Raw genomic sequence first — 14,484 nt, 5'->3', positions numbered from 1 at the left:
TTTTTATCAGAGTTTTGATAAAAACACCGCATAGTGAAGTGTACTTAGTTATTTAACGACTAGGTCACCGAAGTACGGGAAGTTTAGTGCGTTTACAATTGGAGCAACTTGTAGAGTCGATTTTGCGCCCCAAGCTAGATCTTGCCAATGTAGTGGCACGAAAGCAGCTTCGTCATACAATATTTTTTCAACACGTTGCAGCATCACGCCACGTTTTGCTGTGTCTGTTTCAGCGTTTGCACTGTTTACTAACTTATCAACTTCTGGGTTTGAGTAGTGACCACAGTTATAAGCACCACGACCAGTCTCTTTATCACGTGTCATTGTTAAGAATTCAGAGAAGTTCGCAGAATCTTCAGTATCTGAATGCCAACCAATCAGCATCATGTCAGCAGCACAAAGATCAAACTCAGGCCAGTACTGTGCTTTTGGCATTGTTTTCAGATCAACTTTAATACCGATTTTAGATAGCATTGACGCTGTTGCCTGTGCGATCTTAGCATCGTTAACATAACGGTTATTTGGTGCCATCATTGAAAGTTTAAAGCCATTTTCATAACCTGCATCTTTCATTAACTGTTTGGCTTTTTTCAAGTCATAACGTGGCACTAGGTCAGCGTCATAGCCTGAATAACCTGCAGGGCCTTGTTGGCCTGCTGTGGTACCAAAGCCTTTCATGATTTTCTTCACAATCGCGTCGTTATTGATTGCATGTACGATAGCTTGACGTACGCGCACATCTTTAAGCGCAGGATTGCTGTTTTGGTTCATTTGGAACGTGATGATTCGTGTACCAGATACGGTTACTAGATCGATATCTTTCGCGTTTTTCACTCGTCGTTGATCATTTGGTGACACAGGGTAAATCATATCAACGTCGCCAGAAAGGAGTGCTGCAACACGTGTGGCATCTTCCTTAATTGGTACAAGCGTTAACTTGTCTACGTTACCTGGTGATGTTTTATCCCAGTAATCGTCAAAGCGTTCAAACACAACTTTTACGCCTTGTTCACGAGACGTTACGATGAAAGGACCTGTGCCAGAAACGTGTGTTGATGCGAAAGAGCTACCGTGTTTAACAATTTCAGATTTGTCTTTACCATTTTCTTTACCAGAATAGAACTTCTTATCCATTGGGAAGATATAAGTTGCTGTCTGTAGTACGAGTGGGTACGGTTTTGAAGATACGATTTCTACCGTGTAGTCATCAATTTTGGTCATTTTTTCGTATGGAGAAAAAACGTTTTTGAAATCAACTGATGATTTTAGACGGTCGAATGTCCATACAACATCATCAGCAGTCAGTTGGTTACCAGAGTGGAATTTTACGCCTTTACGTAGGTGAAAACGGAAAGTTGTGTCATTTACACGTTCCCATTTTTCTGCGATACGGCCTTCAAAATCGAAATCTTTGGTAAAACGAACCAAGGGATCAAACAACATGTGCGACATCTGTAGTGTACCGCCAGATAGTTGCTCATGCGGGTCAAGCGATACTGGATCTGCATCATAAGCAACAGTGATATCTGCTGCAGCAGCGCAAAAGCTTAGGCCTGCGGCCATTAAGGCAATGGCGAGTTTGGTCTTTAAGGTTTTCATTTGCATAACTCCTTCATGCAGGGACGTGACTCCCGATGTGTTGTGTTTATTTTTGTTATTATTTAGCGGTTGTTTTTTCGTCTAATTAATGGAATTTAGCTTGCCAATTTGTCACGCAGGCCTTTAAATTCAGGCATTAACGAAATAAGATGCTGGCTGTATTCATGCTGTGGCTTAGTAAATAAATCTTCTGTTGCCGCCACTTCAAGTAATTGACCTTTTTGCATTACACCGACGCGATCACTTACTTGACGAATAACGGGTAAATCATGACTAATGAATAACATCGTTAAATTGAGTTCGTCTTGTAAATCTTTAAGTAGGTTTAGAATTTGAGCCTGTACTGATACATCAAGTGCTGATGTAGGTTCATCACAAATTAATAAACGCGGACGTGTCGCGAGTGCTCGGGCAATTGAAATACGTTGACGCTGACCGCCAGAGAACTCGTGTGGGTATTTAACCCCAGCCATTCTGCCTAGTCCTACGTGATCCAATAGATCATGTACGATTTGACGAACTTCAGCTTCAGATGATGCTAATTTGTGGAAACGAATGGGTTCTGAAATGATATCAAAAACCTTCATTCTCGGATTCATCGACGTATATGGATTTTGGAACACCATTTGCATTTGACGACGAATAGGGCGACGTTCTTTTTCAGATTTCAATGCGGTTAAATCAATGCCTTCAAACGTGATGTTACCTTCATTAGGCGTATAAAGACCGGCAATAATACGTGCAATCGTTGATTTACCTGAACCTGACTCACCCACCAGACCAAAGGTTTCACCTTCGTTAATATGGAAGCTGACTTTGTCAGATGCTTGTACGTATTCACGTTTACTTTCAAAAAATGAATCTTTAGTCACAAAGCGAAGACTTACATCATTCACTGTCAGTAGTGGACCCGTGTATTCACGTTGATCCTGACTTTGGCCTAACCAGTGGTTTTTAATATCGATTTGCTTCATTTCTTCGGCTTCTTCGATATAGCTTACCAGTGGAAAACGATCTAACTTGATATCAGAGCGAGGTACCGCAGAAATAAGGCTACGAGTATATTCATGCGAAGGATCGCTAAGTACTTGCTTGGTTGGACCAAATTCAACAAGGTCACCGCGGTACATCACGGCAATTTTATCTGTTACATTTGATACCACACCCATGTCATGAGTAACGAGCATGCAGCCTACGTTTTTCTTGATACACAATTCACGGATCAACGTTAGAATTTGGTCTTGAATTGAAACATCGAGTGCGGTTGTGGGTTCATCGGCAATAATTAAATCGGGTTCACAAGACAATGCGATAGCGATAACCACACGCTGTCTCATACCACCTGAAAATTGATGCGGGTATTGCTTAATACGTAATTCAGGCTCAGGAATACCCACTTGTTCCATTAAAGTAAGAGCCCGAGAGTAAGCTTCTTCTTTACTTACATCAAGGTTGGCTAGAAGCGTTTCTGTGATCTGACGTTCGATGGTAAAAAGTGGATTTAGCGATGTCATTGGGTCTTGGAAGATGAAGCCTATTTTTGAGCCACGTACTTTGCGCATCTCTTCAGGCGTTAAACCCGATATTTTTTCACCTTCAAGATATACTTCACCGCTAGCAATCACACCTGGTGGGCTTAATAAATCAATAATGGCATTACCCACGGTTGATTTACCTGCACCAGATTCGCCAACTACACCAACGATTTCACCGCGTTCGATAGAAAAAGACAATGATTTCACTGCTGCGTGCACACCATGTCGAGATGGATATTCGATGCGAAGATTTTTTACTTCTAATAAAGACATTACCAGACCCTTATAACTCGATGATTCCCCATCCAGTCTGAAAAATTGATTCCATTCATTATCAGCAGTAGATGTCACTGATATGTTACGTGGGTATTAATCTGACAAAAAAACTGCGATAAAGCAACAAAAAAGGCATAAAAATCTAGATTATGTAAGTTTTGTGCACTAAAAGGCAGGTTATCCATAGTTTATTTAGATTTTTAAAAAATATTTAAGCACAGAACTATAGACTATTTACTTAAAATTAACCAAAAAGTAATATATTCACTCTTTCGTAACACCCTTGCTTAACGCTTGATAAATCCAATTCATGACGGGACCACTGGCTTGATCGCGACGTTTAACAATACCTATTTCAATTAATAGGGGGTCGGTAATATGCTTAGTAGATAGTTCTGTTAATGCACCTTTATACCAATGTATATTGGCGACATGCTCAGGCACTAGTGCCCAACCGATACCACGAATAACTAATTCAGTAATGTAGTAATAACTGTCGATATGCCAATGATTTGGCGAGGTGGCTTTGGCTTGCGTTATGCCCATGCGATCACGGATGACTAATTCTCTAAATTGGTTCAATTGTTCGATTTTTGGCTCTGGGGTTTTAGCTAAAGGATGTTCGGGCGCAACGATCAAAGATTGGGTGAATTTACCGATAGACATGAATTCGAGTGAGTCTAATAGTGATTTTAAATGGAATAAGATGCCAATGTCGGCTTTTTTCTCATCGACCCACTTCGCAATGTCCGCTTGTGAACCACTGATAATATTGATTTTTAATAGGGGAAATTGCTTGGCAATATCTTCAAATAAATGCTGGAACATGATAATCGGCGCCGCTTCATCCATGGCGATCGTTAAACAAATTTCTTCACCAGCAGATACCGTTAATGCGCGAGATTGTAGGCGTTGACATTGTTGTAGTACCGCTTCTGCTTCGGCATACATATCTTCACCTGCCAGTGTCAGTATCGGTAATCGAGCACTGCGATCAAATAAGGTTATATCAAGGTCGGTTTCTAAATTGGATATCGCAGTACTGATTCTTGATTGTGCTTTACCTAAATGGCGAGCGGCGGCTGAAAATGAACCGAGTTTTACAGCGGTTACAAATGCTTCTAATTGATCAACTGTCCAATTCATTTTGTTTTCTCACTTTATTTGAGTGACTGCTAGGCGGTTTATAATCTACAAATTACGGATTCTATAAAATATTATAGCGGGCATAAAGGGAGCTAACTATCCGAAAATCGGATGGATGCTAACTTTCATCAATATCAAAAACAAGCATAATCCATAAAAATAAACGTATTCAATATTAAATAGAGGTTTTTGTGAGTGCATCGCCGTTACAACCAAGATCATTAGATCAAAACAAGACTGATTCAGCATCGGATGCGGAGATTAAACGTTCTTTTTGGCGTTATGCGATCCCGTCGATTGCCGCGATGTTGGTTAGCGGCCTTTATCAAATTATCGATGGTATTTTTGTCGGTCATTATGTCGGTGTAGAAGGGCTTGCGGGTATTAACATGGCGTGGCCGATTACCTTTGTTGTTTCTGGACTGGGTTTAATGGTTGGCATGGGCGGCGGCAGCCTTATTTCGATGAAGCGTGGCGAAGAAGACAAAGGTGCCGTACAGAAGGCATTTAATGTCAGTTTTTTCTTAATCATTGTATTGGCAATATTGTCGACTGCTGGTATGTCATTGTGGGGTGCCGACTTACTCCGTGTGCAAGGTGGTGACGGTATTACTTTTGAGCTTGGTTTCGATTATGTCAATGTCTTTGCGAGTGCGACTATTGTGACCATCATGGCTGCTGCGATTCCGATGCTAGTACGTAATGATGAAAGCCCAAATGTCGCCACGGCGTTAATGATCCTTGGCGCGTTATTAAATATAGTGTTGGATTATGTGTTTATTGGTTTGTGGCAGTGGCAACTTGAAGGCGCTGCGTTGGCGACTATTATTGCTCAGTTGACGGTTTGTATCGTAGGTATCGGTTATTTTCTGTCAAAGTATTCAAGTCTAAAATTCGATAGAAGCGTGATGATGATTGATCCGCGTATGGCGACAAAGATTATTAGCTTGGGCGCGTCATCACTCGTGATGTATGTATATACCAGTTTTGTATTTGCATTGCATAACCGTTTATTCATGCAATACGGTACGTCTGTGACAGTGGGTGCGTTTGCCATTGTAGGTTACATTATGACGGTTTACTACTTGGTGGCAGAAGGGATCGCGGAAGGTATGCAACCACCAGTGAGTTATTACTTTGGCGCACAGCAGTTTGAAAATATCAAAAAAATGCTGCTAATGTCGATAAAAGTAACGGTGATGGCTGGTGTTGGTTCTATCGTGATTTTGAATTTAATGCCTGACTTGATGATTCGTTTGTTCACTAGTGATAATCCAGAACTCATCGCTGAAGCAAAAAATGGCATTCATTTACATTTATTCGCGATGTTTTTAGATGGCATTATTGTGTTGGCATCCGTGTATTTTATGGCGATAGGTAAGGGGGCTAAAGCTTTGGCGATATCGGTCGGTAATATGCTAATTCAATTACCATTTTTATATTTCTTGCCACAATGGTTAGGAGTTAATGGTATTTGGTTAGCCTTACCTTTATCGAATATCGCGTTGTTTGTTATTGTCGCGCCGTTAGTGTGGCACGACATAAAACAAAGAGAGAACGTAGCTTTAGTTAATAGTCTTAGTTAGCTATTTTAGTTAGAACGCCTTGCTTGCTTAAGTTATAGCGCTCAAGGTCTTTGGCTAAAAACAGATTTCTACTATAAACAGTACGTGCTTCGTTTTCGATATCGGCAATCGAGGGGCTACTGTTTATCGTGTTTTGATAGCGTGGGCTAAAGTGAGTTAACACCAAATTATCAAGTCCTATATCACTGGCAAACTGAGCGACGAGTTTTGCATAACTGTGTTGCGGCCCTTTGCCTAATTTGATAGCGATATCTTGCGTATACGTTGCTTCATGCACTAATACGTTTGCGGTCTTGGCTACTTGAGTGAGCAGTGATGGGTCATCATTATCACCTGAGATGATAATTTTTCGAGGCGCTTGAATCGGTAATAAATAGTCTTGTGCACATATAATGCGACCATCATCGAGTTGCACATCTAACCTTTGTTGCAACTCGCCCCAAAGCTTGCCGCTAGGGACCTTGTCTTGCGCTAACTTATCGACATCAAGCTTATTACTTAGTCTATTTTCACTAAAACTATAAGCAAAAGAAGGCAGGCGATGAGAGAGCTCAGTCGTCTCAACGTCAAATTCAATAGCTAAGTCATCGAGTGTATTATTTGGCTCATCAATACACTTATACTTTAATTCATAGTTTAAATTGAGATGCATAGCCGTTTGCATTAACTTGATGAAGGTTTGAATTTCTGATGGTCCTACAATCCAAAGAGACTCAGTCCTGCCTTGCATTGCCGCACTGGCTAATAACCCGGGTAGACCATAACAATGATCGCCATGGATGTGGGTAATAAAGATCGCCTGTAATTGCGTTAAAGACAGCTTGGTATGTAAGAGCTGATGTTGCGTACCTTCACCGCAGTCAACTAAGCACCACTTTTTTGAATTAACCCGGTGAATAGCCAGGCCCGATACATTACGGGTTTTGGTCGGCGTACCTGCCGATGTGCCTAAAAATACGATTTCCATGATGCGCTTCTTTTGTGTTGTTATCGTGGTCTAAAATGACTATTTTGTTAACCAAGGTTGCTGTGCAAAACGTACTTTTAATAATTGTAAAAAATGTGATGTTCTGGCTGAACGAGCGCGTGAGTCAGTACCTAATAATGCCACAATATCGGCACTCGGCAAGCTGTAGTCTGGTAATAACCGCACTAATTCTCCACTATTTAATTCAGGTTGAACGTCCCATTCTGAGCGCATGATGATCCCATGACCTGCTATCGTCCAGTTTTTCACAACGCTGCCTTCGTTACTGGTAAAAGTGGGGGTAATGCGAATCGACTCTTGCTCTTGGCTGTTAGTATGGGTGAAACGCCATAAGGTCACATCCTCACTGTTTTCCCGTAACGCAATACAGGTATGGTTTTTTAACTCTCGCGGTGACTCTGGTGAACCATGGCGCTTTAAATAATCTGGAGAGGCACACAGAAAGCGTTGGTTAGGTGCAAGTGTCGCGAGCTTTAATGTTGAGTCCCTCAGTTCACCAATATAGATGATAATGTCCCATTTATGGCTTTCTGCCCAACTTGGCTTGTCCGAGAGCTCTAATTCGACGTTTAGGTTTGTATGTTGTTGTTGAAACTCGCCAACCAAGGGGGCTATGTAATCATTACCAAATCCTAAGGGTGCTAATACTTTTAGAGTGCCATTGATCCTGTTTTTTTTACTGGCCATTAATGTTTGCAGCTGGTCCATTTCTGCAAGGATGAATCGGGCTTTATTTTGCAGTAAATAACCTTCTTCGGTCAGGCTTATGCCACGGGCTTGGCGTTGTACCAGTTTTACACTCACTTTGGCTTCAATAGCTTGTAGGCGTTGAGTCACTGTCGGCGGCGTCACATTAAGCTTACGCGCAGCCGCGGTTAAGGAGGGCTGAGTTGAGATAGCATAGAAAAAACGCAAGTCTTCGCTGGTAAGCATTAAGTTCAAACCTAATATGATAGTTAGTAATCGTTAATATTATTCTAATTCTAGATATATCACAATATGTGTATTACCAAGCAGGTAACTGAATAAAGTGAGTATAAGGAGCGACTACTGTGTCAATTATAAAAACGATGTCAATTGGAAAGTCTACGTCAATCACAACAAGTTTAGCAAAGATAGACACGCCTTTTTTGTTGGTCGATAAAGCCAAGTTTGATATCAATGTGGCCTTCTTAAGAGCGAAGTTAGCCCCGCATCATGTGATATTAAGACCACATTTAAAAACCGTTAAATCCATTGCGGGTGCGAAGCATGTACTAGAAGGTTTTGATTCACCAGCCACACTATCGACCGTTAAAGAAGCGGAAGCATTTGCAGACGCGGGTTATACCAATCTGCTCTATGCCGTAGGTATCGCTCCGCAAAAATTACCGCGTATTCAAGCATTGCTTAATAAAGGCATTAATATCAGCATTTTGCTTGATAGTGTTGCGCAAGCAAAAGCAGTAGCTACATTTTGTCAGATGCAAAATATCAAGATCCCAACGCTATTGGAAATTGATTGCGATGGTCATCGAGGTGGTATCAAACCTGATGATATGCGTTTAGTCGAGATCGCAAGGATCCTTCATCAAGGTGGCGCTGAGCTACGAGGTGTACTGACACATGCGGGAGAATCTTATGATTGTATCAGTAAAAAGGCGTTAGTCGCTGCTGCTGAAGGTGAACGTAGTGCTGCGGTGATTGCAGCTACTCAGTTAATTGAAAGTGGATTACCTTGTCCTGTGGTGAGCGTTGGTTCGACACCGACAGCACATTTTGCGGAGAACTTGGATGGTGTGACAGAAGTAAGAGCGGGCGTGTATACCTTTTTTGATTTAGTAATGGCTGGTATTGGCGTTTGTAAGCCAAGTGATATCGCGTTATCGGTTGTCACCACTGTGATAGGTCATAACGAAGAGAAAGACTGGTTATTTATTGATGCAGGTTGGATGTCATTGTCACAAGACCGGGGTACGCAGTCGCAACGACAGGATTGTGGTTATGGATTAGTTTGCGATAGCGATGGCAGTATTATTCCCGGTTTGCAAGTCATCGGTGCTAATCAAGAACATGGCATTATTGCTGCGGCTGGTGGCGATATTGATGGCGCGAATGATAGCAAAAAGCTATCCGATATAGCGGTAGGCACACAGTTACGCATTTTACCCAATCATGCTTGCGCCACCGCAGCCATGCATGCGGGTTATTACGTAGTAGACCCAGAGCAGGTTGAACTTGATTACTGGGCTCGAATTCAGGGTTGGTAGTAATACTAATCATATAAGGGAAGATAAAAGAATATGAAATACATGAGTGAAGTATTGTCGAGTCAATTAATTAGTCATGACCTAGCGTTTAATGCGGTATCCGCTGCGTTCATTGCGGCGAGTGAGCAAGCGAAGTTATTCCCTGTGGTGATCGCAGAGGGGTATGCTGAAAATAGTGTTTTTTCACTTAAGTCGGCTAACACCGCAGAACTAGTGGGTTGGAAAGCGGGGAGTTATTGGCCGGGTAATATCGCCAAGAATATTCCTTGTCATGCATCGACTATCTTTTTATTAGATCAAGACACTGGGCGTTTGGATGCCGTGATTGAAGGCAGTACCGTTAATGCTTACCGCACGGCGGCAGCAGATGCCGTTGCTGTATCGGTATTAGCGCGTGAAGACGCGAACTGTTTAGCTATTTTTGGTACTGGCCATCAGGCATTTTATGAATGTGTTGCGGTTTGCCGTGTTCGTGATATTCGTATTGTGCTGGTTGTTGGTCGTAGCGATAGTAAGGCACAAGCTATGGTTGAAAAATTAGCAGATGTTGGCATTAATGCACAAGTGAGAGGGGCTGAAGAAGCATGCCGTGCTGCGGATATTATCATTACCGCAACGACTGCGCGTGCAGCGCTGTTTTCTGCGGCATGGGTACAAGCAGGTACACATATATCAGCAATGGGGGTCGATACCAAAGGCAAGCAAGAGTTACCCGTATCTTTGTTTTATAAAGCTGATTTATATTGCGATTTCACTTCGCAATCTGTCGTGATCGGTGAATTTCAACATGGTGATAAAGAGATGGTTATAAACAAATTAACCATGATTGGAGAGGTATTATCTGGATGTGCACAAGGGCGTGTCAATAATACGGATATTACTATTTTTGATAGTTCGGGTGTTGCGGTTCAGGATCTGTTTGTTGGGAAATATTTACTGAATGCTGCTCTTGATGCTGGGCATGCTATTGAGTGCTGACGTTTAAATATGCGTGGTTGAATAGTCGATATTTAAAAGGCGGGTTTGATACCCGCCTTGGTGATGATGCTCACTGTACTGTGGACCCTTTTTTTAACTTAGACTATGACCAAAGACAGAACATCTCAATGCTTTCTGGTAGATTGATTTCTCTTTGAATGATGTTTGCAACTCGAGCGAGGTGTTGAGGATCGACAATGGTTTCGTGGTCGGCATCAATCTTGTATTGATGAACCTCGTTGGCAAATTTATCCCAGCCGCTATACGCTTTATCTACTTGGAAAAAATGATTTGCGATGTGATCTTCCTCTAAATCATCTAAGGGTGAAAGTAAGTTTGTGGCTTTAATTAACACTAACTTCACGGGTAATTTTGTCGTTGGGTAATAGCTAAATAATAATTCCATTTCTATTTTTGCTAGTGCTAATAAACGTTTACTTTCAGTATCTTTAAATTCAAAATATTCAAGGAAGTTTTTTGCATCTTTATAGGTGACACCGTCTTTTTTCGCCGAGGGTGCGGGTAATACTGAATCGACTAAATAAATACCTTCGACGGTTTCTCCCATATTAATTAGCTGGTGGGCGATTTCATAAGAAATATTTCCGCCTAATGAATATCCGCCGAGAAAATAAGGACCATGAGGCTGGACGACTCTTATATAATCGACATACCGTTTAGCCAACGAACGTAAATCAGTTTCAGGCGTTTCTAAATGGTTAAAGTTGTATGATTCAACACCATAAAAAGGTTGGTCTTGATCAAATTCGCTAACCATATCTTTATATAATTCGGAACCTGTCATACTCGGATGGATAAAAAAGAGTGGTGGTTTCAAACCATTAGACTGAAAGGTCGAGATTGGTTTGAACTCAAGATTATTACTATTGGTTTCGTGTAAAAATGATGCTTGATCTGCAATGGTTCTATATATCCGTAACAGGGATACGTTTATTTTTAAATTCAGAGCTGTATTGATTTTGACGGCGAGTGTAATGGCCAGTAGTGAGTTACCACCGATCTTGAAAAAGTCATCTTTAATACTAATTTGTTCGAACCCTAACACAGACTGCCAGATATTAAGTAGTGAGGATTCAAGGTCTGTATAAGGCGTTATGCAATGCTGTTTTTCTTGTCGTGATTCTGGTTCGGGTAAGAGGTTGCGATTTACTTTACCATTATTGGTGAGTGGAAAGGCTTCTTGCCATATAAAGTAGCTGGGTACCATGTACTCGGGTAAACACTGAGAGAGGAAATTAATACATTTATCAATATCAATCTCTTGATTAGCGACATAATAAACAACGAGATATTTTGACGCGCTGTTATCTGTGACCGAGCCAGATTGATTCGCAATTCTGCTTTTTGCGAGTACGCAGACTTGTTTGATACCAGGATAGCTTAGCAGCGTATTTTCTAGTTCACCGAGTTCGATGCGGTGCCCACGGATCTTAACTTGAAAATCGTTACGGCCAATATACTCTATATCCCCATTTTCTAAGTAGCGGACAAGATCGCCAGTTTTATAAAGTTTAGTGTGGGCGTTATGGGTTTGTGATAGATGAAATGGGTTGGGGATAAAGCGCTCTCTGGTTAGTTGAGCTTTATTTAAATAACCACGCGCGAGACCAACACCTGAAATATATAACTCACCGGTAACGCCTTTGTCTACTGGCGATAAGTTTTCGTCAAGGATATAAACCGCTGTATTTTGTATTGCCCCACCAATGGTTGACGGTAAGTCACCTGATTTAAAATGATGTACTGTTGCACAGACTGTTGATTCACTCGGGCCGTATGCATTGATTAGCTGTCGCCCTTTGCTCCACATTAGCATGACATCCTTGCTGCAGGGTTCTCCCGCTACAATCAGTGTTTTTAAATAAGGTAACTCAGGGCAATCCGTTAACGATATTTGAGCCAATAATGAAGGCAATATTGTTGCAACTGAAACGCGTTCTGAGTGTAAGCTATTCGTAAGTAAAACGGGGTCTCGTTTTACTTCATCTGTGACTATGACGAGTTTTGCACCATGCAGTAATGCACTAAATATTTCACAGACCGAAGCATCAAAGGTGATTGGTGAGAATTGTAGAACAACACTGTTTTCATCGATATTAAAATCATGTTTTCGAGAACAAGCTAAATTAATGACGCTATGATGTTCAATCATGACACCTTTTGGTTTACCTGTCGTGCCAGAGGTATAGATAATGTAAGCTAAATCAGTCGATTTATTATAGATAGGTAAGCACTGAACACTTTCACTTTGGTAAGCGTTACGGTCTAAAGTGATGAGGCGTGGTAATTTTTGTGTTTGCTTTCCTTTATCACTTTTCAGCGCATGAGTCAGGTTATCAGTCAGTTTCGTATGCGTGATAATGAGTTCGCATTGGGTATCGGCTAATAAATAGTTAATGCGCTTATCTGGATCATTGATATTGATAGGGACATAAACAGCACCCGCTTTCATAATGCCTAATATCGCGATAAGCATGTCGATACTTTTATCTAAGAAAATAGCGATGAGCGTATCAGGCGCTATATTTTTGCCTTCGGTGATGAGATATTCTTGACGTATATAGCGAGCTAATTGGTTTGAACGTATGTCCAGCTCTATATATGTGATCATCTGCCCTGCAAATGTAGCAGCGACATTATAGGGCGTTTTTTCTACCTGTCCTTGAAATACTTGATAGATAGTTTTATTTTTTGGATAGGGAACCTCAACATTGTGTAAATAGCTAAAAGAATCATTTTTGCTTTCATCTGTAATTAAGCATTCTTGAATAGACATATATAGCTCCTGATGCGTACTTATTTACCGCTGGTGGTTAAGCAGTAAATAAGCGTGTTACCTGATTAGTTTAATTCTGCTTCTAACGATGGAGTCTTAAGTGCCGTTATCACGTGCTCTGCAATATACTTTGCATGTGCTCCAGCACCATATAACAGGCCTGTTTTATTTAGATCTATGTTGTTTAGGCCAACAAAACAGAGACCGTCACAAGTGGTGACACCTCGCTTGGTATCGGGATAGCCGTATTCATCAAAAACATTTTCCTTGATCCAGCTATAATCAAATCGATAGCCAGTCGCCCAGATTATTGTGCTAATTTGGTCTTTCTGGAATTGCAGTGACGTGGGGGCGTTGGAATAATCCGCTTTCGGTGGTTCAATAAAGTCAGGTTCGGGCGCATCTATTTTGGTGTCTAAAATATATTGATCAATTTTATCCTTCCAATTGATATAAGCAGCGTCGTTAAATTTCATATTCTCAGCCAGCGTATCAGAGAATATTAACGCTTCATTTGATACGTTGGTTAATCGCCCAAGAAGGACAAGGCCCTGATTCATTAACGCGGATAAATGAATCGTACTACCGCCATTTTTACCCGTAATCTGTGGGCTTGCAGGGAAGTGGCCATTCAACTCTTTTAATGAGGCACTTTTCATATCTAAAAATCCGATTAATCGGGCCCACAATGAAATATCTTTGCCACGATATCGACGCTGAGATTTAGGGACTTTACTGGTGGTACAGAATACCTTATGACCATATTCGACTAGCTCTTGTGTTATCTGAGCGCCAGATTGGGCGGTACCAACCACTAATACACCGCCTTCTGGTAATGATTGTGGATTTTTGTAATTACTTGAATGTAGCTGTAGGACAGCGTCGGGTATATTTGAGGCAATGCTTGGGATACTTGGTTGGTTAAAGGTACTCGTTGCGATGATTACTTTTTTACACAATAACGTATCGTTACCTGTGATAACTTCAAAGATGCCCTCATCATTTTTAAATACCTTTGTTGCTGTAATACCAAACTTAACGGGGGCGTTAAATGATGCGGCAAAATCCTCGATGTACTGACATACCTGTTTTTTATTCAAAAAAACATCATCGCTAAATTGAGAACAAGGGAAATCTGGCAGTTGGTTCATGCTGTTAGGGGTGACGAGGGTAAAAGAATCCCACTTACGATTTTTCCAAGAGGACGCTAATACATCGTCTTTTTCAATTATAAGGTGATTTATTTTTTGCTGCGTTAAGTAATAGCTAACAGAAAGCCCGGCTTGTCCTGCGCCGATAATAACTACGTCATAGAAAGTTTTCATTTTGT

General features: G+C 41.1%; 10 protein-coding genes. 3 read left to right on the top strand and 7 right to left on the bottom strand.

Annotation, left to right across the window (positions count from 1 at the left end):
* Nucleotides 1-48: 48 nt before the first annotated feature.
* From AKG98_RS20020 to AKG98_RS20010, 3 genes are all read right to left on the bottom strand, one after another.
* Nucleotides 49-1,599 carry an ABC transporter substrate-binding protein gene (locus tag AKG98_RS20020; RefSeq protein WP_067050290.1) on the bottom strand — a complete coding sequence of 517 codons (1,551 nt, stop codon included), beginning with the start codon at nucleotides 1,597-1,599 and terminating at the stop codon, nucleotides 49-51.
* Nucleotides 1,600-1,694: 95 nt separating this feature from the next.
* On the bottom strand, nucleotides 1,695-3,407 hold the full coding sequence (locus AKG98_RS20015) for an ABC transporter ATP-binding protein (protein ID WP_067050286.1): 1,713 nt from the start codon (nucleotides 3,405-3,407) through the stop codon (nucleotides 1,695-1,697).
* Between the two features lie 267 nt (nucleotides 3,408-3,674).
* Complete coding sequence (locus tag AKG98_RS20010; protein WP_067050283.1) at nucleotides 3,675-4,556, bottom strand: LysR family transcriptional regulator; 882 nt, start codon at nucleotides 4,554-4,556, stop codon at nucleotides 3,675-3,677.
* A gap of 191 nt (nucleotides 4,557-4,747) precedes the next feature.
* Here AKG98_RS20010 and AKG98_RS20005 point away from each other — a divergent pair, with 191 nt between their 5' ends.
* Nucleotides 4,748-6,142, top strand: a complete 1,395-nt coding sequence (locus AKG98_RS20005; protein ID WP_067050281.1) for an MATE family efflux transporter — start codon at nucleotides 4,748-4,750, stop codon at nucleotides 6,140-6,142.
* Here AKG98_RS20005 and AKG98_RS20000 read toward each other — a convergent pair.
* Together AKG98_RS20000 and AKG98_RS19995 are read right to left on the bottom strand one after the other, a co-directional pair.
* Nucleotides 6,135-7,109: a ribonuclease Z gene (locus AKG98_RS20000; RefSeq protein WP_067050278.1), complete on the bottom strand. Its 975-nt coding sequence runs from the start codon at nucleotides 7,107-7,109 to the stop codon at nucleotides 6,135-6,137. The two genes, AKG98_RS20005 and AKG98_RS20000, sit on opposite strands and share 8 nt — an antisense overlap.
* A gap of 39 nt (nucleotides 7,110-7,148) precedes the next feature.
* Nucleotides 7,149-8,063, bottom strand: coding sequence for a LysR family transcriptional regulator (locus AKG98_RS19995; RefSeq protein ID WP_067050276.1), 915 nt, complete (start codon nucleotides 8,061-8,063; stop codon nucleotides 7,149-7,151).
* Between the two features lie 137 nt (nucleotides 8,064-8,200).
* Here AKG98_RS19995 and AKG98_RS19990 point away from each other — a divergent pair, with 137 nt between their 5' ends.
* Nucleotides 8,201-9,379 (top strand): DSD1 family PLP-dependent enzyme, encoded by a 1,179-nt coding sequence (locus AKG98_RS19990; RefSeq protein WP_067050382.1) that lies wholly within the window; start codon nucleotides 8,201-8,203, stop codon nucleotides 9,377-9,379.
* Between the two features lie 33 nt (nucleotides 9,380-9,412).
* Nucleotides 9,413-10,357, top strand: a complete 945-nt coding sequence (locus AKG98_RS19985; RefSeq protein ID WP_067050273.1) for an ornithine cyclodeaminase family protein — start codon at nucleotides 9,413-9,415, stop codon at nucleotides 10,355-10,357.
* 103 nt (nucleotides 10,358-10,460) lie between these two features.
* Here AKG98_RS19985 and AKG98_RS19980 read toward each other — a convergent pair whose 3' ends face one another.
* Nucleotides 10,461-13,154, bottom strand: a complete 2,694-nt coding sequence (locus AKG98_RS19980) for an amino acid adenylation domain-containing protein (protein ID WP_067050271.1) — start codon at nucleotides 13,152-13,154, stop codon at nucleotides 10,461-10,463.
* Nucleotides 13,155-13,219: 65 nt separating this feature from the next.
* Nucleotides 13,220-14,479 (bottom strand): NAD(P)/FAD-dependent oxidoreductase, encoded by a 1,260-nt coding sequence (locus AKG98_RS19975; protein WP_067050268.1) that lies wholly within the window; start codon nucleotides 14,477-14,479, stop codon nucleotides 13,220-13,222.
* Nucleotides 14,480-14,484 lie beyond the last annotated feature (5 nt).

The sequence above is a fragment of the Moritella sp. JT01 genome, assembly GCF_001574435.1.
Taxonomy (GTDB): Bacteria; Pseudomonadota; Gammaproteobacteria; order Enterobacterales; family Moritellaceae; genus Moritella.
This window is presented reverse-complemented; position numbering and strand designations above follow the sequence as displayed.